The following is a 21,568-nucleotide window of genomic DNA, read 5'->3' as shown; positions in this document are numbered from 1 at the left end:
CCGGATACGTTACATTTTGCAATACCGCAAACAATTCTTTGAGTTAATGGTTGGTGTACCGAATTACGAGACCTATGTGCAGCATATGAAAACCCACCACCCCGGTGACCCTGTTAAATCGCGAAAAGAATTTTTCTGTGAGGCCCAGGATCGCAGATACAATGCAAAGGGCGGCAATGTTTCACGCTGCTGCTAACCCTAAAAGGAAAAAGGCTCCGGTCTGGAAGGCTTTTGCCTGCCGCGCCGGAGCTTTTCTTATATCTGCTGTTTTATAAAGCCATATATGGCCTTTCCGCCCTTCTATCCTTAACGTTCTCCCTCCCATTCCGCATAGAACTGCTCCAGAAACCGTTCCATAAACCGGTGCCTTTTCTCAGCCAGGTCCCTGGCATAGGAGGTATTCATCCGTTCTTTTAAAAGCAGCAATTTTTCGTAAAAATGCAAAATAGCCGTATCATTTCCATTCCGGTATTCTTCTTCACTCATGCCGATTCTTGGTTTTCTTCCCGGTTCATGCATCGACCGGCCCTTCGCTCCCGAATAAGCAAATGTCCGTGCAATGCCGATAGCCCCAAGAGCGTCCAACCGGTCCGCATCCTGGACCACTTTTCCTTCCAGCGTACGCATTGGGGGCCTTTTCCCCCCTTTAAATGAGAGATTCGCAATAATGTCCAGTACGTGCCCTGCCGTCTCCTCACCCACACCTTGTTCTTCCATCCATTCCTTCAAACCGTTCATTGCCGTCTGTTCATTTTCCACCAGCTTGTCGTCTGCCAAATCGTGCAGCCAGGCGGCAAGCTGGCATACAAAGGAATCCGCTCCCTCCTGCTCTGCGATTACTTTGGCTGTCCGGACAACCCTGTAAATATGCCAGCTGTCATGCCCGCTGCTATCCTTCCCCAGCTCCCTCTGAACTAAAAGTTCGGCCTCTTTTAAAACGTTGGATGGTTCCATGTCTGATGTCTCCTTTTTACAGTCTGATTTGAAATAAATACCCGACACCTTTACTAGGCCTCAAGCTCCATAATTGGACAATTTTTTACAAATATTGAAAAATAACATCCAAAAAGCATATAAAAAGATAGATAACATTGTAGATTCCGTTCTATAATAGGAAGAAAGTATCAAATGTACATACATATTTTCTTGTTAAAACTGATAAGGAGGTACACATGTCTGGAGAAAAAATTGTTGTTATTGATTCGGATCCTGAAGCCGTGGACGAGCTGAAACCCCATCTTTTGGAACATGCCTATGATGTGACGGTCGCGCGAACCTGGGAACAGGCCGTCCATCTTATCCCTAAGGAAAGCCCTGACCTGATCATTCTGGAATTGGCCCTTCCTGATGTAAACGGTCTGGAAATCTGTCGTTTTCTTAGACAATCGAGTTCCACCCCCATATTATTTCTCTCCAGTCAAAAAGACGACTCTGTCATCATTGAGGCGCTGGACCAGGGAGCAGACGAATACATAACCAAACCTTATAATCCCGGGCAATTGTTAGCCCGAATTCGGGCTTTACTAAGAAGATGTTCCATTAGGACCAGCAATTCCGGCGAAAACCGGGTGATCCGTTTTCCCGGGCTATCTATTGATTTGGCAAGCCATATGGTAGAGGCACAAGGAGAGACGGTTTCATTGTCAGCCAAAGAATTTGCCCTGCTTAGTTTGTTGGCCAGTAATCCTAATCATGTATTCCGGATTGAAGAATTATTTGAGAAAGTATGGAGCGTGGACAGCCTTGGAGACCCACGCACCTTGATTGTACATGTAAGTAACCTGCGCAAAAAAATAGAACCCAACCCGGCAGACCCGAAATATATTATAACAGTACGCGGAGTTGGGTATAAATTTAACGGATGATGCTTGCATGATCCGTTTTTTTATGGACCGGATCCGATTTCCCCGGATCCAGGGGCAGCAGTATTTCAAACGTACTGCCCTCATCCTTTTTACTGTATACATTTAATTTGCCATGATGGTACTCGATAATACGGCAGCTCACCATAAGTCCCAGGCCAGTACCGTTTTCCTTGGTCGTATAAAACGGTTCGCCTATCCTTTCCAATGCTTCCGGATCTATTCCCTCACCCTGGTCACAAATGCGGATCTGAAGGTAGTCTTTGAGCGGGTAAGTCAATTCAATCGTAATACGCCCCCCTTGACTCATAGCTTCCATTCCATTTTTAATCATATTGATCAGTACCTGCTTAAGCTGGTTCGGTTCACAAAAAACGGGCGGAAGATCGGCCTCCTTGACCAGTACAATCTCTATCCCTATATCTTCCGCATTGGATTGAAACAGTCTCATGGTCTCCTCAACAATATCCTCAATTTTCTGGCTCTCCATCTTCATATCACCGGGCCTTGAAAGCAAAAGGAAATCGTCCACGATACCATTTATTCGTTCCACTTCCGTGATCATGACATCCACATAGGATGTATTCCCCGGATTCTTTTTCAACAGCTGTAAAAAGCCTGAAATAATAAACAGAGGATTTCGGATCTCGTGGGCTACTCCCGCAGCCATCTGTCCTGCCACTGAGAGTTTCTCCGATTTTTTCACAAGGGTCATCATGTCTACAATACGTTTGACCAAAAGAATAATCAATACACACATAAACAAAAAGAGAGCGATATAAGTCAGAGGAGGAAGCACTCTTTGAAGCATGAACATGTTTTGAATAATATCCGTGAGTCCGGCTACGCTGACTATTAAGATGCCGATAGCCACCCATTTGGCTTCCGCATTCCCCTTCCAGGCAACAACAAACACCCGGATAAAGACAAGCGCCATGGTGGCGATAAGCAGATACTGGTATACGAGCAGCACTTCCGGAATCTTAACTATATTTCCCATCAGCAGAAATAAAGCGCCTACCGTATAGACCGAATGTATCTTGCACAGCCAATCCATGTACCTGAACTTTCCTCCGCCAAACAGCTGTCTGACAAAGTAGATTAGCCCGGTTACACCAAGCATCAAGGAGATTAATTCCACATGGGCCCAAATTAACGGATAATCCAAAAACAGATAAATCAGATTGCTGCATACCAGTACATAGATGCCGAAAAATATACTAAAAAATGAAAACGTAAAAAATAACTGCTGGCTGCGAAAGCGAAGATGGACATACAAAAAAACAAGGCCGGCCAAAATAAAAAATCCGCCAAAGAACGCCTTGCTGGCATCCGTTTTCAACAATTGCAGGAAAATATCTGCCTTGGAGCCCAGCTTGGCCTCATCGGCAATGCCAATCATGGGACCATCCGAATGAATTCGGATATAAAGGGGTTCCCCCAGTGCCTTTTCCGGCAACGAGACTATACGGGGAGGAGTTCCCTGATAACGGAAAGGACCGTGCTCTTTCCAGCTCCCGTAGCGGTAGATCAGGCCATCCTTCGTATAAACCTCGAAAAATTGGTAAATTTGAACAAGCAGGGCGGGGTCCTTCCAGCCGCCTTTCGGCAGATGAGTCCGGACCCAGACATCCCGGGGACAAGATGCCATTTCTTTGTTTCGTTCCATTCTACTGGATGACCAATTCTCACCCGACTTGCTTTCCTCCTTAATCCACAAAGGCTTGCCGGAAAAATCGAACGGGGAATCTCCCCACCGATACTGCCAGTCCTTAATCTTCACCATCTGTGCAGCAGATCCGCCTAAATCATTTTGGGCTGCGGATACCGGAAAATGAAAAGCCATCCCAAGCAACCACAGACTGATCAAAATGAAAAGGCCTTTTGAAAAGTTCCTATTCATATTCATTCTGCTACCTCTTAGCGACAAGTTGTTACATCGTTTTACACAATTCTATGTCTTTTTCTCTTTTCCTGTCTACTTCTCTGCCATCAAGCAAAACTTGATGTAATTCGACAAAATCAGCGCTATGATATTTTTCTTGCCATTGGGAAATCGTAACATTATGAAAGGAGGTGGATGTGCCATGTCAAACGATAAGTCCATGGATCCAATGTCCGGTGAGACGGTGGAAACAGATGGCGTTTATGCTGATGAGGACGGTCATGAAGCCATTCTGAAAAGAGGAGATACTTTCCCGTCCGACGTCATTCTGGGTAAAACAACATGGGAATTAAAAGGATTTTCACTAAATGAAGCAGAGATAGATCATAATCAAAAAGAAAATACACCTCCACGCCTCCATATAGATCAAAGCGACAAATAAACCTCCTGTCTTTTTACGGCCCGGTTGGAACCATCCCGGGCTTTTTTCGTTATTATGGCGCGGAACGGCACCTCCTGGTTGTGCTATAATAATCTTACATTATGTTAGGAGGAGCCATTTGCATTTATGAACGGACAACGCATTGTTATTCTAACCGGAGGAGCAGCGGGTGACTGGATACAAGATTGTATTAAACCGGAAGATCTTCTTATAGGAGCTGACCGGGGTGCTCTCCGCCTTATTCGGATGGGCTATTCCCCTTTCCTCTCCCTTGGCGATTTTGATTCTGTGAGCCTTGAGGAGCTGGAGGAAATTAAGCTAAAGAGCGGAAAAGTTCTTACATGTGATGCGATTGATAAAGATGTGACGGATACGGAGATGGCCTTCGATGCCGCCATTTCCATGAAGCCTTCTGAAATCCTTCTGCTCGGGGCACTCGGTACACGGTGGGATCATTCCATTGTCAATATTCATTTGCTCAAAAAGGGGCTGGAGAACGGCATTCCCTCCCGCATTATCGATACTCACAATGAAATCCGGCTGATTAACCGCCCGGCCATCCTCCATAAAACTAAATACATACATGTATCTCTTCTGCCATTCAGTTCATCGGTTACCGGGATAACACTTGAGGGCTTCAAATATCCTCTTGATCACGCGACTCTCCAAATTGGACAATCGCTCGGAATCAGCAATGTTATGGCCGGGGAAACAGGCCGTATATCGCTTCTGACCGGTGAACTGCTGGTCATCCAAAGTATAGACTGACGGAAGGATTTTTCAGTTTGCACTTGTAGATGCGCATTACGCGACTTAATAAAATTTTTTTAGAATCCGATTTCATGGCCCCAGAGGGGTGCCTAATCTGCTCAAATGTTGTAGACTGGAATACTGGACTACATAAACTGTTTGAATAAGGAGTTTGTAATTACTGCTATGAATAATCATAAATTGTTTACAACAAAACCGTTCGGAGCTGGAGCCCTTCCTATGCCCGTGGCTCCCGCCGGTTCGGTTCTGACAAGTAAGCACCTTGTTTCACCTAATGAACCGGATGCCGCATTTTTTAGAATGATAGAGAAAGCAGGGATATCTCTCAACGAAACGCAGATTCAGGCTGTTCGACATGATAGGGGGCCTCTGCTTACATTAGCCGGAGCCGGAACCGGCAAAACTTCGGTATTAACCTGCCGGGCAGCTTATCTGCTCAAGGTTCGGCAAGTCGATCCCCGGCAAATTCTGCTTGTTACTTTCACTTCTAAAGCGGCGGCAGAAATGCGGGAACGGCTGGCAGACCTGCCCGGAATTTCCGCAGTTGAGGCCAAACTGGTAGGGGCCAGAACGTTTCACTCTCTATTCCTTCAGGTTATAAGGCAGGAAGGGTGTGAAGATGACCTGCTGACAGATCAGCGGAGACCGCACTTCATCATGAAGCGTCTTCTGAAAATCGCCGGGTTACAGGAAGCATGGGAACCAGAGACTGCACTATCCCGGTTATCCGCATGGAAATCCTCTATGCTTTCTCCGGAAGAATGGCCTGCCCGAACTTCCATGGAACAGCAGCTGAAACCGGTATTGCTTCAGTATGAAGGCTGGAAGAAGGCGGAAGGCAAAATGGATTTTGATGATATTTTGCTTGAAGCCCACAAGCTCTTTACCCGCCACCCTGAAGTATTAGAACGAATTCGCCGCCAATATGCTTATATCATGGTGGATGAATTTCAGGACACCAACCCTCTCCAATACCAGCTGGTCCGGATGATTGCCGAACCCGACTGCAATCTGATGGCAGTTGGAGACGATGATCAGACTATCTATACTTTTAACGGTGCACGGCAAGCCTATATCTTGCAGTTTGAACAACAATATCCCGCTGCCCGTGTGATCACTTTGGATGTGAATTACCGTTCAGGCTCCTCCATTCTGGGATTAGCCAATGAGGTCATTTCCCATAATGAAGAACGAAGGCCTAAAACTCTTTACACCGGAATACGGGAAAAAGGAACTGTACAATATCTGTCTCCGCTGACCACCGATCATGAGGCAGAGGCAATACTGGAACATATAAAGCAGCAGGTCGGGAAAGGCAAACGAAAATATGGAGATATCGCGATTTTGCACCGTACGGCCAGCTACAGCCGTGCTTTCTTCGAGCGGTTGTTGATGGAAGACATTCCCTTCGTCCAGTATGGAAACTCAGATTTGTTTTACCGCCATTGGCTGATAAGGCCTGTTCTGAATCATCTTCGACTTGCCCTTAATTCTAGAGACATGAAAGCGTGCGAAGGTGTACTGCTCACTTTATATATCGCAAAGGAAAAAGGCGCTTCCTGGATCAGAGAAAAAGAAAAGAAAAAAGCTAAAAAATGGCCACTCATACACCTGATGGATCATCCTGACCTGAAAGAGAATCAAAAGGAAAAACTTATGGAACGGCTAAAAATGATCAAATCACTCCAGGCCTTTAAGCCGGAAGAGGCCATTCGCCAAATCAGGATCAAATTCTACGACGCCTTTATAGACGCCTATGATCCGGAACCCGATACCCAGTACAAGGAAACGTTAAAAGAAATGCTGGATGAACTGGAAACATCCGCGAGACGCTTTACCGGGCTCGAAGAATTCCTGGGTTTTGTAGACAGGATTACAGATAAATACATGGTGATGGAATCCTTAAAAAAAGAAGATGAATCTGATGCATTAAAACTTATGACCATTCATCGTTCCAAGGGGCTGGAATTTCCAGTAGTCTACCTGATCGGTGTTTCAGAGAGAGTACTTCCGCACAGCACCTCCTTAAAAAAGGAAGGCTGTAAAGACAACCGGTTTGAGGGAGAACATGGAGCGGCGGCTGCCCTTGAAGAAGAAAGACGGCTGGCTTATGTGGCGGTAACCAGAGCCAAAGAAGAACTTTATATCAGTTCTCCCGGATATTACCGCGGAAAGCAGGCACACGTAAGCCGGTTCATCCTGCAGCCTTTTGAATCCCGCAGATCAAGGGTTTCCAATACGGCGCAGCCTGTCCCTGCTTCAGCTGCAAAAAAACCGTCCGCCATACAGGATCGTTCTATGCCTGAAATGGGGAATGCATCAGACAAAAAGACGGTACGGACACAGGTTTATACCGCAGGTTACGGTACAAATTCCAGCCAGCCGGAAAGGAAGGCCCGTCACGATCAGCCAAAATTAGTCTCACCGGCTGCATCCGTAACTTCCCTGTCCGTGTATACGCATACTGTTACCAAAAGCTTGGATCGACAGCCTGTTTCTGCCGTTGATTCATATTTGAAGCCGGCACCGGCAGCCGCCCCTTCTTTCAGCATCAGCTCAATTGAGAAAAAAGAAAGGCCGGAGAATAAACCCAAGCTGACCAAGGAAGAAAAGGCGGATCGAGCAGCACGAATGCTTGCTGCCAAGATAGAATCCGGACAGAAATCTGCCTCTCCAAGCCGTCCCGCCATGCCGGCCAAACCCGCTGCATCGTCGTCCACACCTTCGGTAGCAGCAGCGAAACCTGCATCTAAAATGGTACCGGCCTGGGTATGTACCGATAAGACCTGCAAATCTTGGGTAAAAATGGAAGAAAGGGAGACGGTTGACCGTAACGCATCCAAAGACTCCCCGCTGTGCAAATCTCCCATGAGAAAGGGAATAAGGTCTGTCCAAGTACGGGGCTGACCCAAATGCTAACCCAATTGAATAAATCGCCATAGATGCAGTAACTCTTTATTCCGCCATCTCAGTTCTGATTGTTAAATAATCTATCTGTAAAAAATTTACTAGCATAAGGCTGTCCCAAATTGGTTGGATCTGTTTTTGGAACAGCCCTTGTATATGCTGGAGTATCTTTTGGAACCTCTCTTTTTATAAAGAAGCGAGTCCCTTCATCTCTCCCTAGTGTCATTATCCCCTTTGTTCAGAAAAACCTAAATGAACCATCAAAGATAATTTTGGCTACCGACTGCCCTAACCAGAGAAATTTGTCGACAATTTGATTTATTCTTGATCTAAAAGCCACCAGATAACACTGTAGGACGGTAGAATTATTTATAAATTCCTATGATATAAAAAACTTGTAAATATTAGTATATTTTTGTATAATAAAGCAGGATAGTAGTTCCCTTTATATGTAATTTGTCCTCACACTTACATTCCCTCCCCATCAATATCAAAGAATCAGATAAATCCGAGAGATTAATTGCGAGTTTCTCTAAAAAAGGCACGAGAATAAAATATAGTGGAAGCTGAAATTAAGAACATACATTCTTTCAAGTAGTAATTTTCCCAATGCACCCTTTTCCACCTTCCTGTTAGATCCTGAGACCCTCAATAGGATAGTTGTGAAAGGAGGTAGAATCAGTAATTCCTTTATATCTCTAACGGTGTTGCACATCAACATTAAAAGGATGGAGGAGAATATGAAAGATAAAATATGGGGTATGTCTCAAACAGAACTAAGAATTATAAAAATGATAGCAAAGGAGATGCCTAATAAACAAATTGCTGATGAGTTAAATTATTCCCAAAGAATGATAGAATATTATATCTCTGATATTTCCAAGAAACTAAACGTGCAAACCAGGGTTGGCATTGTCGCTAAGGCCTACAAACTGAAAATCTTGAATTCGATTATTGCAGCTGCCTTGTTTGTCTGTTTTTAGTTGCCTTTCCACATTACATAATTTTTTTAGGGCCTGATATAAAGGGGGGCTCTGATCCGAAATGCTGAAATCTCAAAGGCAAGCTGTAATCATTGACTCCTTAAACTCCCCTAATTGCGGATTATCAAAAGAGGTTCTTAAACATTAAAAAGATGGCTCCTGATTTCATCATTTCATCAGGGATCATCTTTTTCAATTTGATCTTCTGGCTGATTTTAGGGTATGCATAATCCATTCACTTGTTAGAATGAACGATCCATTCGGAATGTATGATGCTATTAACCCTTCAAGCGATCACCTAAAAGTTTATTCCAACGGAAAAAGTTTCCGTGTAGATTCAAGTGAGCTGAATTGCATCTTAGATGAGGGAATTTCCGGCCATCATCAGTTGTCCAATAGTTCAACTGCCATAAGTTGTTTAAACTCTGCAAATTTAAAAATTTCGGACAAACGAAATAACCTTCCAAATATGTTGAATATTGTAAATTTTGAATATATTATAGATTTAACCAAAGGCCTTTGGAAAAAAACATTGTAGGAGGAAGATCAATGTCTGCAATTCTAGCTGCATTAAAAGCTCTTGTAAAAAAAGTTCCTTGGAATAAAGTTGTATCATTCTTAAAGTGGGCAGCCGAGTTTGCTGCTGCAGCAGGAAAGAAAACTGCAGCCGAAACAGCAAAAATCCTTGCCTTTATTAAAAACAACCCGCAAAAAGTTATTGATTGGTTCGTAAAAGGATACTCAATTTATGAAATTATTAAAATGATTCTTGAATATTAATCCGGATTCATAATCAAATAAGTTAGTAGTAAAAGAGATGCAATGATAGTTTCTGGCTACATTGCATCTCTAAAACTATAATATTTGTCAATTAATGAAATAAACTTATTATCCATCAGATGATAGGGATTTTACACTTGATGGGTAATATGGAAAATGTTGTCATTACTATAAATTACCCAAGCCTGTGAAGGAGATTGCTATTTTGAATATCTTACGAATGGAAGAAGTCAAAAAAAAATACAATGGAAAATACGCTCTTAGCATAGATTCTCTTCGTATAAAAAGCGGAACCATTTGCGGGTATTTAGGTAGAAACGGTGCCGGAAAATCAACCACTATCAAGATTATTATGGGTATTGAATTACCGGATGAGGGCGAGGTATATTTTTTAAACAACAAGATAGATCACCAAAATCCTGAATATAAAAAGCATATAGGATATTGTCCGGATTATCCAGCTGTTTTCGAAAAGCTTACAGTTTTTGAGCATTTGAATTTCATTGCATATCTTTATGGTATGGATAATATGAAGGAAATTGAGTCAACTATTCATAAATACCTTGAACATTATGAAATGGAAGAATATGAAAATACACTCATAAAAACTCTATCAAGAGGAAATAAACAGAAGGTTGCCATTATATCTTCTATTATCCATAATCCGAAACTCCTGATATACGATGAACCTACTTTGGGTCTCGATCCCTTAAGTATGAAACAATTTAAAACGATGTTAAATGAATATACCCAAAATGGAGGAACGGTTTTTCTTTCTTCCCATTCTTTGGATACTATAGAAGAGATTTCAGATACTGTGACGATTATTGATAAAGGGAGAATTGTCAAAAATAACATTGCAGTAAATGATATACGTAAAACGGTCACTTCTGTTGAGGATTACTTGCTATCGGTTGTTGAGAAATGAGGTGAAACTGCATGAATTTCATTAAATACTTAACGTTCAAATACAAACTTAATAGTAACCATAGAAGGTCCAGTGCAGAGGCACTAGCTGATAAGGTTGCTTTTTTTATTTTGATTGCTGTTATAACGACGATTGTGTATTTTGTTATCAAATTGTTTCCTCAGAGTATTCAGCAAAACATGAATAAATATTCATTGAGTGTGTTTGCTTTTATCTGTGTTATTTCGTTATCATCTTCCATAAAAAAATATTATAAGGAATATTTTCTTTCACCGGAACGTGAAATATTGCTCATTGTACCTATCAGAAACTCTCAAATCATCCTTTCGAGATTTTTTATCATCGTTTTTGACGTATTAATAATTGGCTGTTTATTCATGATCCCATTTGTCACAGCCAATTATTTTGCTGGTAACATACACTTGGGAATTGTTTTAATAACAATCCCCCAAATCGTGGCTACAGCCATATTATCAAGCTCTTTTGCACATTTTCTATTTGCCTTTGCTTACATCCTTACTAAAGGAAAGGGATTAAAAACAGTAGCTTATACATTGATGACAATAGCATCAGTTGGAGTTATAGCCATAATTGTGTTTTTACAAAATTATAAATCCTTCTTCTTGGTACATGACTACTGGATTAGAGGGATTTTTCACGTCTTATTTAAGTATCCGGAGTATTTGCTGGCCAATCAAATTAATGGTGCAAATGCGGGAATATTTACTTTGATTTCAATTGCCAATATGATCATCCTGTTGTTTTTGGCTTATTCTTTAACCGGTTATTGTTATAAGAAAGGGTTATTATCTGTTTCATCCAGGGATTTGGAAAAATCATTTTACATAAGCAAAATCTCTGTGGCCCTGAATAAGTATGTACAAAATTTTTTCCTCAAAAAAGACATTCTCTATCTTATTAGGTCACCTAAATTATTTTCGGTGTACATAACACCTGTCTTGTTTACCAGTGTGCTTGAAATCAAAATCCAATTTGCTTCATCAGGCGTATTTTTTTCAATTTTTATAAGTGTATTTACTGCGATAATCACGGCCATCACTTTGAGTCTGCTTCAAACAGATGATCTTGATCATACGGATTTATTGTTTTCAATACCTTTTGACATAGAAAGTTTGTTCAAAAGCCGGTGTATCCTCCTTTTTATTCTTTCAACTTTGGTCTCTGGCACTTTTGTCATTTTAATTTGTATAGCCGAGTCTGTCCGCTGGGAATTTATACTCTTTAGTCTTGTTCAATTGCTGTTGATGTCTTATATATCTTCAAAAGTATTGGTATCACGTGTTATTCACAAAAGCAACAAAAACTCTGCCGGCTACAGGTATGATGGATCTTTGGCCCGGACTATTTTCTATTACATTTTAGTATGGAATATTCCTTTACTGATATTATTTAGCATCCTTTACGGATTTCTGATGCATACCGTAGAAAATAATAGTTTATCTATTCAGGCAGTTATTATACTGCTAATTGCTTTTTTAACAGTTATAGCCATGATCTACAAGAGTACTCAAATTACTATAAATAAACCAAAGGAGAATCATTTATGACAGACCAAGATCGAAATGATAAGAAAAAAAGACGGGGAAAATCAGCTTGTTTTTTACTATTTTATGTATTGTGTTTATCGCGCTCAAATTTACAGGTCTTTTAGAGCCGGTGCTGGATTTTTTTAAAAAATAGCACCTCCTGACCGAAATGATGCTGCAAGATAATCTCTTCAAATCCATGCTTTGAGAGGTTTTTTAATGATCAAGCCAATTTGCATAGAATGCTGAACTCCGGCATTACTGGCCTTGGGGTAACAGCCAAACTCATTTGAAGGGATATGAATCCAAGGATATCCAATCTCATTATCAATATGTTGTACATCTATCTAAAATGGAAGGGAAGGAATTTTCAATGTGGGCAATCTGTACAAAAGAATTTAGAAACCTTTTTAAAAGTGTGAAATCCATTATCGTGATCGTCATTATTTTTGGAGTCACCTACTTGATTGCGGATATTATGGAAAAGTCAGCGGACCAACTTAAAGAGCTGGGATTGGGTTCTGATGGTTATGCCATGGGGACGTTATTTATTGTCTTTCTGCTTGGTATTCTTTTTATTTCTGGACTATCACACGATATGATTAACAGAGAAGTTAGTTCCAGGACAATGAGATTTCTTGTTACGAAAACAACCCGAAATAAAATTATAGCAGGGAAGTATTTAGGGGTCTGGTTTTTTTGGCTGTGCTGTATTGTATGTTCCTTCATATTAATTTCACTGGTATCTAAAAAATTCTTATGGTTCAATGTTATGGATTGCATGACCTTTATTTCGGTTGGAATTGCATTTACTATCCTGTTTTCTGTAATTATTCCCAAACCTTCTATTTCAATGTTTTTCAGTATTGTATTTTCATTGGCTTTTCCAGCATTAAGCTATTGGTCAATCTATTCCAACAATAACCTCGTCAATTCGTTTAAATATCTTACGCCCTATTACTATTCAAGTTTGGGGAACTATTTTATTCTAATTAATCTTGTTTACGCTCTGTTAGTACTGTTTATCGCTTTAGCCTTATTCAAAAGGAGAGATTTATGATGAATGTTATCGAGGTAAATGGTCTGACGAAGATATATGGAACGAGAACTGTAGTCAATAAACTTGATCTTGAAATTAAAAAAGGTGAAATTTACGGGTTTCTTGGCCGTAATGGTGCCGGGAAATCTACGTTTATCAATATGATAACGGGAATTATCCAACCAACTTCGGGCAGTTTTAAATTATTGAATGAATCTTCACTAAAAAAGGTTTACCATCGCATAGGTGTCTTGCCGGATTATTCAACATTCTACGATTCATTAACAGCAATAGACCATCTTAAATATTATGGAAGAATAACTGGACACAAACTTTCGACTGAACAATGCGAGATTGTTTTAGAAAGAGTTGGTTTGCTTGAACATGCCAAGAAAAAAGCCGGAAAATATTCCTTTGGAATGAAGAAGAAATTAGGCATTGCACAAGCTATTGTCCATAATCCGGATTTAATTTTTTTGGATGAACCAACCTCTGGAATTGATGCTGAATCCGCACTTAGTATTCAACGGTTAATCGTCAACTTGCAGGAAGAGGGAAAAACCATTTTTATGACTTCTCATAACTTGCATGAAGTGGAGAAGATTTGTACGAGGATTGCTATTATGAAAAGTGGCAAAATCTTAAATGAAGGTACCTTAAATGACCTAAGAGCTCATTACATGTCAGCTGTTACAGTTGAAATTCAGCATTCACCATTTTCAACCCGAAAGGATACGATTCAACAGTTCTTGGAATCTCTTGGCCGGGATATTCAGTTTAAAGGGAGCCGGACTTCTATCGTAGTAGAGTCTGAGGACAAAATCCCAACCATTATTAGAACGTTAACCAAATACGACATTGACATCTTCCGGGTAAATGTTGATGAACCGTCCCTGAAAGACATATTCCTCGAGACAAGACAAAACAGCAAAATTTCATAGAATTCTATTGTGATATGCTCCCCTCATAGTAGACAGTAGAAAAAACAAAAACATCTACTCTACAATGATGGGAGTTTTTACAATGTCCAAAAGGAGTCCAACTTCTTTAGAGGTAAAGCTACGTGTCGTAAAGCGATGTCTTCAGAATGAGACAAACCCAAGTTATGAGGCGAAACAGCTGGGAATAGACAAAAACACGGTAACAGATTGGGTAAGGAAGTATAAAGCAGATGGTCTTGACGGATTAAAGGAATCCAGAGGATGTAAAGCTTACTCAGAGGATCTGCAGCTGGCTGCAATCAGAGATGTATTATCCGGTAGTCATTCTATACGAGAGGCGACAAAGAAGTATCATATTTCTAGTAAAAGTGTTTTGACGAGATGATCTCCAAGTATACTAATGGGGTAGAAATAAAATCTACTCGTAAAGGAATTGGACTATCTCGTATGAACAAAGGACGTAAAACCACTTTCGAAGAACGCATTGAAATTGCACAGTATACGATCGCAAATGATCTGGATTATCAGAAATCCATGGAGAAATATGATGTTTCTTATTCACAGGTGTACGCATGGGTTCGTAAATATAAATCTGGCGGTGAGGAAGCCCTCAAGGACAATCGCGGTCGTAACAAGCCTGCGGAAGAGTTGGATGATCATGAACGACTCAAGCTTCGGATCAAAGAATTAGAAGCACGGAACGAGTATTTAGAAATGGAGAACGCTCTGGCAAAAAAGTTGGCAGAGATCCGGCGACGACATACACGCTAACGTTAGTCCGACATGCAGACTGGTATCAAGCTATCCAAGAACTGCACGCTGAGAAAGGCTATCCCGTCACGAAGCTGTGCAAGCTAGCCGGAGTCACTCGATCTGCCTATTATAAATGGCTAAAATGGAAACCATCCATCAGGGAACTTGAAATCCTTTCATTGGCCAAGGAAGCGAAACTTCGCTATGACAAGAGAAAGGGTGTACTTGGTTATCGTCAAATCCGCACACACGGCGGATTGCATCGGAGTGCCCTTGGCTGACCCCTTTCCCCCAGAACGTGTATTCATTGCCCTTAGGAAGTACAGATTGCGCCAACAGACGGTTCAGGGAAAATAAACCCGGGTCCCATCCTGTAGAGACCACACTCACATGACCGCCGGCTTTCGCCGCAGCATCAACCTTGGCGAAATACTCCGGATTTTTGGCATGGGTATCAAAGCTGTCTACGGTGTTAAATGCTTCCGCAAACAGAGGACCCTGTTCCGGAAGGTCCGTAGCCGAACCGCCGCACAGGATCATCACGTCGATCTTTCCCCGGTACTCGTCCATTTTTGAGATTGAAACCATGGGGGAACCGGACTCGACGGATTCCGGATTTCTTCTTGTAAAAATGGCTTCCAGTTTCATGTCCGGATTTTGCTTGAGTGCAAGTTCAACACCTTTTCCTAAATTTCCGTATCCGACAATTCCAACTCTAATTTGACTCATGCTGCTTCTCCTCCTGTCCCAATTAACAAAGCTTTAACAATTGTTTTGTTCAGTATATCAGGAAAAATACATTCAGCCCAAACATGACGACGGATACACTTATATTTAGAGAAATTAAAAGAATATTGACAACATTAGATAATTCGGAAGAGAGGTTAAGGTTCCGAAGCTTAATAAGAGATTTGTCTCTTCATCGTATTGTTTTGTTCTCCACCCCTATCTCTGAAGATATCGAAATGACTAGTGATCGTGTTTGCGTACTGAATCATGGGAATCTGATGTTTTTTGATTCCCTCCAAGACATTGTGGAACTGGCCAAAGGGAAAGTATGGAACATAAAAGTAGATTTAACCCAATTTCACTCGTTCAGAAGGAGAGAGGAGAGCCTGATCGTAGCTTCATCCAAAGATAATACTTACTTCGTCCGGACGGTATACTTGCTGCACCTTGCCAGTGAGATCTGTAGCAAACATAACCGAACGCTCGGTTTCCAGAACGAACTCGTAGGTCCGGCCGGTTGCAGGGTCTTGTACCATAATGTCGGCGTTATAGGCGTATTCCGACACGAAAATGTACAAGGCCCCCTCGCGGAAGCTGAGCTTGCGGCCGTAGATGCCGGCCAGCCCGCCGCCCTTGTGCCAGGTGAGCTCCGGCTCCACCCGGCACTGTTCCAACACGTGCGAATACAGCACGTGCAGCGCCTCCTCCCGGTCATTCATCTCGACCGGGAGCCCACACCAGAGCAAGCGCCCCTGCCTCAGCTGCACCTCGTGCAGCTGCGCGATTTGCTTGCTCGCAAGGCCGGTTGCAGGGTCTACCGCAACCTCCTTGTTCAGCTTCGCGATCTTCCGGCGGCCATAGGCAAGCGGCACAACCCTGCCGCCTACCTCGATGGCCTCCTCGCGAAGCACATTCGCCAGGATGCGTTCACCCAGCGCATCCTGCAGGCGTTTGGCCGGCTGCCAGTACTCGGTCAGACCGAGCGGACCCGTCACCAGCAGTGTTCCGCCGTGCTGCCGGATAGGCAAATGCGCTTTCACTGAGGTTATGTGCGCTTGGCAGCACAATCAGCTTTGCTGGCTGGTCTTTCAGCGCATCCAGCTGATATTCGCCCATGGCACGGAAATGGACGTTCATTTCATGAGCCAGTACCCGGGTCAGACGGCTCGTCGCTTCGACTGCAAAGCTGCGGTTGGACAAATCATTAGAGTATGGGAAAACCACTACAACATCCTCCAGCTTGCGGTCTTCAAACAGGTCCCGGCACGCTTCCATGAAGCGGCCAAAATCATAGGAGACATTCGCCTCAGGCTTCTCCGTACCGTCCGCACGCAAAGCGCCGATATTCGATTCATTGATGTTATCCATATAGAAATTCGTATTCCACAGCCATTGTACAGCCCCCGCTCCCCCTGTAGAGAACGAATATGCATATTTCCGTTCCAGAATATTCCGGAGTTCGATTTCGCTGCGTTTAGCCCTGCCGTCCGGCGTTTCCACATACATGATGCCGGTCTCCTGGATCAGATTTGGCTTATTAGGCGTCTTGGCAAAGATACCATCCCATACGAGCTGATCCATTAGCCACCAGGAATGGTTAGTCGTATAGTCCATGGCCTGTTCGTAGAAGAACGGGGACGGACGCTGGGCTCCTAGCGCTTCATCCTGACCAATGGTTATCAACTGTTTGGGCTGAATGGAGCGGATGGTCTCGTTAAGCTGCTCTGCCCACCGGTTCAGCATATCCATAGTAAACAGGGAATAATCAAGCCAGCAGCTGCCCTTTTTCCCGAAAAGCATGTCCTGAATATCGAAATTGATCTCTTCCGGCTCGGGCAAAATCACCGAGTCAAAATCAGGGAGTTGGTCCGGCGTAAGCCCCCAAGCCTCCTGCACCTTGCGGATATCCCCCTGATGGCGCCGTTTAAGCCATTCGATATAAGCGGCTTTCTCGTAGGGGTCCTGACAGCTCCGGGGACCTAGAAACTCCCGTTTATGATCAAACATGGAAGGCTCATTAATCAAATCCCAATGAAGGTTCTTCGTTTCCTTATGCCGGGAAACAAATGCCGCAATAAACCGTTTTTGTGCTTCTACACTGCGCGGGTCCAGGTACGGGTTGCTTCCTTCCCACATTTCCGGAGTGAAAGCGAAGAAGTTAAAACATACTTCAATATCATGTTTTTTGGCGGTGAGAATGAATGCGTCTATGGCCCTGAGCACACCCTCCGAGGGATGCCCGTCCATATAGGAAATATGCCGGTAGCTGGTCCAAAACCCGGTCCGGATCATATTAATCCCGGCTTTTTTCATTGCCGCCATATCTTTGTCCCATACGGATACATTCGGAAGGAACATGAATTTCCTTGCCACATCCGAGGTCATATAGGTCATGCCTATAATGGGCAGCGGACGTCCGTTTTTACGGAAATAATCACGGTCGCAGGTAAGATATTCCCCTTCCCGCAGAAGCTGCTCATCCATGCCCCATATCCCTTGCCGGAGATAACGGACTTCCCCGCGGTCCGACTCGGCTTTTAAGGTCATATCGTATTGGCCGGACTCCACTTGAACCGGAATGCGGATATGTTCGAAATCCAATTCCCGGCTGTTATCCATCTCAAACTGGTAAGTCCAAAAGGGCGCCTCCCCTTGTTTGCCGAACGTAAACGTAAAGCTCCATTTGTCATTCCGGTCATTAGCCTGGCAAAAGCGGCTTAGCCCTTGCAGTTGGAACTTAACTTTAGGCTTGTCACCCGGGTCATAAACGGCAAAATGAGGCTTCAGCCACATTTCCGTCACCCCGCGGACACAGAACGCAGCCCATTCCATAACAGCTTGTGCCCCTTTTTCCTCCCAGAATGCCTCTGTTAAAGCCTGATTGACAAATATCCAGCGGGAACCGGCAAACGCACCTTTCGTATTTTCCAGCAGGACTACAGGAGCGGCCACTTCCCTGCCTTCTTTGGATATCCCTTTCACCAGCGGGTAAATATGGGCATCCATCGGCCCTGATGTTCCCCCTTCATGGGGAACGTCACTTTGCTGTGTTACATGCAGAATCAAGCTGTAAGCAGGCTTTACGGTCAGACTGTCTGCATAAGGCTCATAGAGGGGAATATCAGCCACGGCTTCTAAATGATCGATCGGAGACGGGTCCACCGGCATGGCTTCATGAATGCGAAGATGCTGATGGTAGGAAGTCTGCTGAGCCTCTTGCTTCCACATGCCCTTTTCTTTGTATACCGGGATTTTAAATGGGGCCCCTCCTATGCTAAGCAGCCCGCCTCCGCGCTTTAAATAACTGTGAATAAAGGTCCATGCATCTTTGGGAAAATAAGGCGCATGGAGATTTACCAGAGTGCCCCCTTCGGTCTCCTCTAAAGCATGTGCGAGTTCATCCGCGCAAACAAGACGGCACCCTGATTGCAGCGTTTTCAAAACATCCTGTGACAAGTCCGCTCCCGTTTTGGGAAAAGACGGATCGTAAAATACAAGTATTGTTTTTGACGGTTGATTCATCTGTGTAATCCCTCCTGCATTTCCTACCTTCTATAGTTCTTCTTCCCTTTCTTTTTTCCTAGTGGATTTTTCAGGAGATGCCATGGATTTATTAAAGATTCGCCCCTTTTTCGCCTGTTTCTTCCTTTTGTCTTTTTTTATCTTTCTTTTGTCTGCCTAGTAAAATCTGTTACCCCCTTCCCCTTTTTAGAACTTTAGTCTATAATGAAGGGCATCTTAATCCATCAGTCAAAATAAACAAACTCGTATAATCTCGGGAATTGGCCCGGGAGTCTCTACCTAATCACCGGAATGATTAGCCTACGAGTGATGCAACCTCATATAATAGAGCCAAAGGAAGGTGTTTCAGCACATCTTTTCTTTGTCTATTTGTTATCCGGTTAATCACTCGAGCTAACGTTACCGTGTCGATGCATGCGGTCGTTAGGTTCGGGTTTTTTATTTTGGCGCATCAACTATTACCAGTAACAAAATGAATCAGGGAGGATACCATGGAGCTGTTGAAACGTAAAATTATCGAAGAAGGCCGGGTTCTGTCGAACCAAGTGCTGAAAGTCGATGCTTTTCTGAATCATCAAATTGATGCGCATCTTATGCAGGAGATCGGGAAGGAATTTGTCCGCCGGTTTGCCGGGCACCGGATCACCAAAATTTTGACTATTGAGAGCTCAGGCATTGCCCCGGCTATGATGGCCGGACTTATTCTCGGGGTCCCGGTCGTCTTCGCGAGAAAGCAAAAATCAGTAACTCTTAAGGACAATTTGTATGTCGAAACGGTTTATTCTTTTACCAAAAAGCAGTCGAATGAAGTCAGCGTATCCAAGCAGTTCCTTTCCGCCGATGACCACGTGCTGATTATCGACGATTTTCTTGCTAACGGGGAAGCCGCACTGGGGCTTGCAAATATTGTCAAAAAGGCCGGCGCCTCTGTAACAGGAATCGGCATCGTGATCGAGAAATCATTCCAACCCGGTGCAGACAAGCTGAAAGAAGCCGGTTACCTTGTGGAATCACTCGCCAGGATTTCTGCTCTGGAAGACGGACGGGTAACTTTCGTAGAAGACGAAGTAAACAGGCCTATTCTTAAGGAGGTTTCCCATGCGTAAAAGCAAAGTACTTACCCTGGGCTTCCAACATGTTCTGGCCATGTACGCAGGCGCAGTTATCGTCCCTCTTATCGTAGGAAGCTCCTTAAAGCTAAATGCCGAACAGCTTGCCTACCTCGTCTCCATTGACCTGCTTACCTGCGGGATTGCAACTCTCCTTCAGGTCTGGAGAAATAAGTTCTTCGGTATCGGCCTTCCGGTTATGCTCGGCTGTACCTTTACGGCTGTAGGACCCATGATTGCCATCGGCTCCGAATACGGCATGCCCGCCATTTACGGTTCCGTCCTGGCCAGCGGCTTGTTCCTGGCTTTGTTTGCCGGTTTTTTCGGCAAGTTGGCCCGTTTCTTTCCTCCCATTGTAACCGGTTCTGTCGTTACTATCATCGGGATCACATTGATTCCCGTAGCCGTGCAAGATATGGGCGGCGGGCAAGGCAGTGCCGATTTTGGAAGCCTGAGCAATCTGGCTCTCTCTTTCGGTGTCCTCTTGTTTATTATCCTGGCTAATCGTTTTTTCACCGGATTTATTCGTGCCATTTCTATTTTGCTTGGTTTAATTTTCGGCACCATTGCAGGGGCTTTCATGGGTAAAGTGGACATCGGGCCACTGCTCGATGCTTCCTGGTTCCACGGGATTCATCCGTTCTATTTCGGATTTCCGACGTTCCATCTGCCTTCGATACTGACCATGACCCTGGTAGCAATCGTCAGTGTGATGGAATCAACCGGAGTGTTCGTGGCACTTGGAAAAATCACGGAAAAAGAGTTAACCGCCGATGATCTGAAACGCGGATACCGTTCGGAAGGGCTTGCCTCTATTTTAGGCTCCATTATGAACTCCTTCCCTTATACGACCTATTCCCAAAACGTTGGGTTGATTCAGATTTCCAAAGTAAAAAGCCGCGACGTTGTCATAACGGCAGGGTTCATTCTGGTTATCCTTGGCTTTATGCCGAAGATTGCCGCCTTGACTTTGCTGATCCCTACTGCGGTTCTTGGTGGTGCTATGATTGCCATGTTCGGAATGGTAGTATCCTCCGGCATAAAAATGCTGGGTGCTATCGATCTGAATAACCATGAGAATCTTCTGATCATTGCCTGCTCGGTCAGTGTGGGACTTGGAGTAACGGTTGCCCCTAACCTGTTTGACCATCTCCCGGACAGCATCAAGATCTTAACAAGCAACGGCATTGTGGCCGGCAGCCTGACAGCTATTCTGATGAACTTCCTTTTCACAGTTGGACGTAAAAAGCAGGATGAGTCCCATGCTTCGGCAGAAAACGTTCATGCCGCTTAATTAATAACGGCCAGCAGTCTAATGTCTGCTGGCCGTTTTTTTATACTGATAATTCCCGCTGTTTTGCCTTAATCTG

At 43.6% G+C, this 21,568-nt stretch carries 19 protein-coding genes, 1 pseudogene and 1 riboswitch; of the genes and pseudogenes, 15 read left to right on the top strand and 5 right to left on the bottom strand.

From position 1 onward, the window contains the following. Window positions 1–46 precede the first annotated feature (46 nt). On the top strand, window positions 47–196 hold the full coding sequence (locus tag BXP28_RS18510; protein ID WP_042119413.1) for a YbdD/YjiX family protein: 150 nt from the start codon (window positions 47–49) through the stop codon (window positions 194–196). A 110-nt stretch (window positions 197–306) separates the two neighbouring features. On the opposite strand, the gene BXP28_RS18505 is transcribed toward BXP28_RS18510, so the two are convergent. Further along, complete coding sequence (locus BXP28_RS18505; protein ID WP_023482449.1) at window positions 307–954, bottom strand: HD domain-containing protein; 648 nt, start codon at window positions 952–954, stop codon at window positions 307–309. A gap of 218 nt (window positions 955–1,172) precedes the next feature. On the opposite strand from BXP28_RS18505, the gene BXP28_RS18500 reads away from it, so the two are divergent. After that, window positions 1,173–1,865, top strand: a complete 693-nt coding sequence (locus tag BXP28_RS18500; protein WP_023482448.1) for a response regulator transcription factor — start codon at window positions 1,173–1,175, stop codon at window positions 1,863–1,865. Here the strand turns inward: BXP28_RS18500 and BXP28_RS18495 are convergent. After that, window positions 1,855–3,771 (bottom strand): ATP-binding protein, encoded by a 1,917-nt coding sequence (locus BXP28_RS18495; RefSeq protein WP_023482447.1) that lies wholly within the window; start codon window positions 3,769–3,771, stop codon window positions 1,855–1,857. The two genes, BXP28_RS18500 and BXP28_RS18495, sit on opposite strands and share 11 nt — an antisense overlap. Before the next feature lie 178 nt (window positions 3,772–3,949). Here BXP28_RS18495 and BXP28_RS18490 point away from each other — a divergent pair, with 178 nt between their 5' ends. The 11 genes from BXP28_RS18490 to BXP28_RS18435 all read left to right on the top strand — a co-directional run bounded on the left by BXP28_RS18490 (window position 3,950) and on the right by BXP28_RS18435 (window position 14,856). Beyond that, window positions 3,950–4,189 (top strand): hypothetical protein, encoded by a 240-nt coding sequence (locus tag BXP28_RS18490; RefSeq protein ID WP_036655831.1) that lies wholly within the window; start codon window positions 3,950–3,952, stop codon window positions 4,187–4,189. A 126-nt stretch (window positions 4,190–4,315) separates the two neighbouring features. Next, the gene (locus tag BXP28_RS18485) at window positions 4,316–4,957 is read left to right on the top strand and encodes a thiamine diphosphokinase (protein ID WP_077585162.1); all 642 of its coding nucleotides are present in this window, start codon (window positions 4,316–4,318) and stop codon (window positions 4,955–4,957) included. A 168-nt stretch (window positions 4,958–5,125) separates the two neighbouring features. Next, the gene (locus BXP28_RS18480) at window positions 5,126–7,867 is read left to right on the top strand and encodes a UvrD-helicase domain-containing protein (protein ID WP_023482445.1); all 2,742 of its coding nucleotides are present in this window, start codon (window positions 5,126–5,128) and stop codon (window positions 7,865–7,867) included. Between the two features lie 740 nt (window positions 7,868–8,607). Then, window positions 8,608–8,850, top strand: a complete 243-nt coding sequence (locus BXP28_RS18475) for a response regulator transcription factor (RefSeq protein ID WP_024093027.1) — start codon at window positions 8,608–8,610, stop codon at window positions 8,848–8,850. Between the two features lie 549 nt (window positions 8,851–9,399). Next, the gene (locus BXP28_RS18465; RefSeq protein ID WP_036655827.1) at window positions 9,400–9,630 is read left to right on the top strand and encodes an AMEP412 family response elicitor; all 231 of its coding nucleotides are present in this window, start codon (window positions 9,400–9,402) and stop codon (window positions 9,628–9,630) included. A gap of 205 nt (window positions 9,631–9,835) precedes the next feature. Next, complete coding sequence (locus BXP28_RS18460; RefSeq protein WP_051427968.1) at window positions 9,836–10,558, top strand: ABC transporter ATP-binding protein; 723 nt, start codon at window positions 9,836–9,838, stop codon at window positions 10,556–10,558. Between the two features lie 11 nt (window positions 10,559–10,569). Next, window positions 10,570–12,126 (top strand): elicitor-associated permease-like protein, encoded by a 1,557-nt coding sequence (locus tag BXP28_RS18455; RefSeq protein ID WP_023482443.1) that lies wholly within the window; start codon window positions 10,570–10,572, stop codon window positions 12,124–12,126. A gap of 352 nt (window positions 12,127–12,478) precedes the next feature. Beyond that, entirely contained in the window at window positions 12,479–13,165 is a 687-nt protein-coding gene (locus BXP28_RS18450; RefSeq protein WP_036655826.1) for an ABC transporter permease subunit, read from the top strand. After that, window positions 13,162–14,085 carry an ABC transporter ATP-binding protein gene (locus BXP28_RS18445; RefSeq protein ID WP_036655823.1) on the top strand — a complete coding sequence of 308 codons (924 nt, stop codon included), beginning with the start codon at window positions 13,162–13,164 and terminating at the stop codon, window positions 14,083–14,085. The genes BXP28_RS18450 and BXP28_RS18445 overlap by 4 nt, the downstream gene beginning before the upstream one ends. An 82-nt stretch (window positions 14,086–14,167) precedes the next feature. After that, the gene (locus tag BXP28_RS18440; RefSeq protein WP_158225750.1) at window positions 14,168–14,470 is read left to right on the top strand and encodes a helix-turn-helix domain-containing protein; all 303 of its coding nucleotides are present in this window, start codon (window positions 14,168–14,170) and stop codon (window positions 14,468–14,470) included. Continuing rightward, the gene (locus BXP28_RS18435) at window positions 14,467–14,856 is read left to right on the top strand and encodes a helix-turn-helix domain-containing protein (protein ID WP_077585104.1); all 390 of its coding nucleotides are present in this window, start codon (window positions 14,467–14,469) and stop codon (window positions 14,854–14,856) included. The genes BXP28_RS18440 and BXP28_RS18435 overlap by 4 nt, the downstream gene beginning before the upstream one ends. A 222-nt stretch (window positions 14,857–15,078) precedes the next feature. Here the strand turns inward: BXP28_RS18435 and BXP28_RS18430 are convergent. The 3 genes and pseudogenes from BXP28_RS18430 to BXP28_RS18425 all read right to left on the bottom strand — a co-directional run. Further along, window positions 15,079–15,567: pseudogene (locus BXP28_RS18430) on the bottom strand (diaminopimelate dehydrogenase); the annotation flags it as partial. Window positions 15,568–15,965: 398 nt separating this feature from the next. Further along, window positions 15,966–16,562: a hypothetical protein gene (locus BXP28_RS25290; protein WP_309554915.1), complete on the bottom strand. Its 597-nt coding sequence runs from the start codon at window positions 16,560–16,562 to the stop codon at window positions 15,966–15,968. Next, window positions 16,495–19,089, bottom strand: coding sequence for a beta-galactosidase (locus BXP28_RS18425; RefSeq protein WP_023485064.1), 2,595 nt, complete (start codon window positions 19,087–19,089; stop codon window positions 16,495–16,497). Before BXP28_RS18425 ends, BXP28_RS25290 begins: the two co-directional genes overlap by 68 nt. A 223-nt stretch (window positions 19,090–19,312) precedes the next feature. Further along, window positions 19,313–19,412, top strand: a riboswitch (purine riboswitch). Window positions 19,413–19,580: 168 nt separating this feature from the next. On the opposite strand from BXP28_RS18425, the gene BXP28_RS18420 reads away from it, so the two are divergent. After that, entirely contained in the window at window positions 19,581–20,195 is a 615-nt protein-coding gene (locus BXP28_RS18420; protein ID WP_023485063.1) for a xanthine phosphoribosyltransferase, read from the top strand. Continuing rightward, window positions 20,188–21,492: a nucleobase:cation symporter-2 family protein gene (locus BXP28_RS18415; RefSeq protein ID WP_023485062.1), complete on the top strand. Its 1,305-nt coding sequence runs from the start codon at window positions 20,188–20,190 to the stop codon at window positions 21,490–21,492. The genes BXP28_RS18420 and BXP28_RS18415 overlap by 8 nt, the downstream gene beginning before the upstream one ends. Window positions 21,493–21,568 lie beyond the last annotated feature (76 nt).

The sequence above is a fragment of the Paenibacillus larvae subsp. larvae genome (genome assembly GCF_002003265.1).
GTDB classification, from domain to species: Bacteria; Bacillota; Bacilli; order Paenibacillales; family NBRC-103111; genus Paenibacillus_H; species Paenibacillus_H larvae.
The sequence above is the reverse complement of the archived record's forward strand: the minus strand, read 5'-3'. Positions and strand labels throughout refer to the sequence as shown.

What these genes read in the sequence shown, in the direction of transcription:
- BXP28_RS18510 (WP_042119413.1), top strand. Translation starts at nt 47, where the DNA reads ATGGTTGGTGTACCGAATTACGAGACCTATGTGCAGCATATGAAAACC.
- BXP28_RS18505 (WP_023482449.1), bottom strand. Translation starts at nt 954, where the DNA reads ATGGAACCATCCAACGTTTTAAAAGAGGCCGAACTTTTAGTTCAGAGG.
- BXP28_RS18500 (WP_023482448.1), top strand. Translation starts at nt 1,173, where the DNA reads ATGTCTGGAGAAAAAATTGTTGTTATTGATTCGGATCCTGAAGCCGTG.
- BXP28_RS18495 (WP_023482447.1), bottom strand. Translation starts at nt 3,771, where the DNA reads ATGAATATGAATAGGAACTTTTCAAAAGGCCTTTTCATTTTGATCAGT.
- BXP28_RS18490 (WP_036655831.1), top strand. Translation starts at nt 3,950, where the DNA reads ATGTCAAACGATAAGTCCATGGATCCAATGTCCGGTGAGACGGTGGAA.
- BXP28_RS18485 (WP_077585162.1), top strand. Translation starts at nt 4,316, where the DNA reads ATGAACGGACAACGCATTGTTATTCTAACCGGAGGAGCAGCGGGTGAC.
- BXP28_RS18480 (WP_023482445.1), top strand. Translation starts at nt 5,126, where the DNA reads ATGAATAATCATAAATTGTTTACAACAAAACCGTTCGGAGCTGGAGCC.
- BXP28_RS18475 (WP_024093027.1), top strand. Translation starts at nt 8,608, where the DNA reads ATGAAAGATAAAATATGGGGTATGTCTCAAACAGAACTAAGAATTATA.
- BXP28_RS18465 (WP_036655827.1), top strand. Translation starts at nt 9,400, where the DNA reads ATGTCTGCAATTCTAGCTGCATTAAAAGCTCTTGTAAAAAAAGTTCCT.
- BXP28_RS18455 (WP_023482443.1), top strand. Translation starts at nt 10,570, where the DNA reads ATGAATTTCATTAAATACTTAACGTTCAAATACAAACTTAATAGTAAC.
- BXP28_RS18450 (WP_036655826.1), top strand. Translation starts at nt 12,479, where the DNA reads ATGTGGGCAATCTGTACAAAAGAATTTAGAAACCTTTTTAAAAGTGTG.
- BXP28_RS18445 (WP_036655823.1), top strand. Translation starts at nt 13,162, where the DNA reads ATGATGAATGTTATCGAGGTAAATGGTCTGACGAAGATATATGGAACG.
- BXP28_RS18440 (WP_158225750.1), top strand. Translation starts at nt 14,168, where the DNA reads ATGTCCAAAAGGAGTCCAACTTCTTTAGAGGTAAAGCTACGTGTCGTA.
- BXP28_RS18435 (WP_077585104.1), top strand. Translation starts at nt 14,467, where the DNA reads ATGATCTCCAAGTATACTAATGGGGTAGAAATAAAATCTACTCGTAAA.
- BXP28_RS18425 (WP_023485064.1), bottom strand. Translation starts at nt 19,089, where the DNA reads ATGAATCAACCGTCAAAAACAATACTTGTATTTTACGATCCGTCTTTT.
- BXP28_RS18420 (WP_023485063.1), top strand. Translation starts at nt 19,581, where the DNA reads ATGGAGCTGTTGAAACGTAAAATTATCGAAGAAGGCCGGGTTCTGTCG.
- BXP28_RS18415 (WP_023485062.1), top strand. Translation starts at nt 20,188, where the DNA reads ATGCGTAAAAGCAAAGTACTTACCCTGGGCTTCCAACATGTTCTGGCC.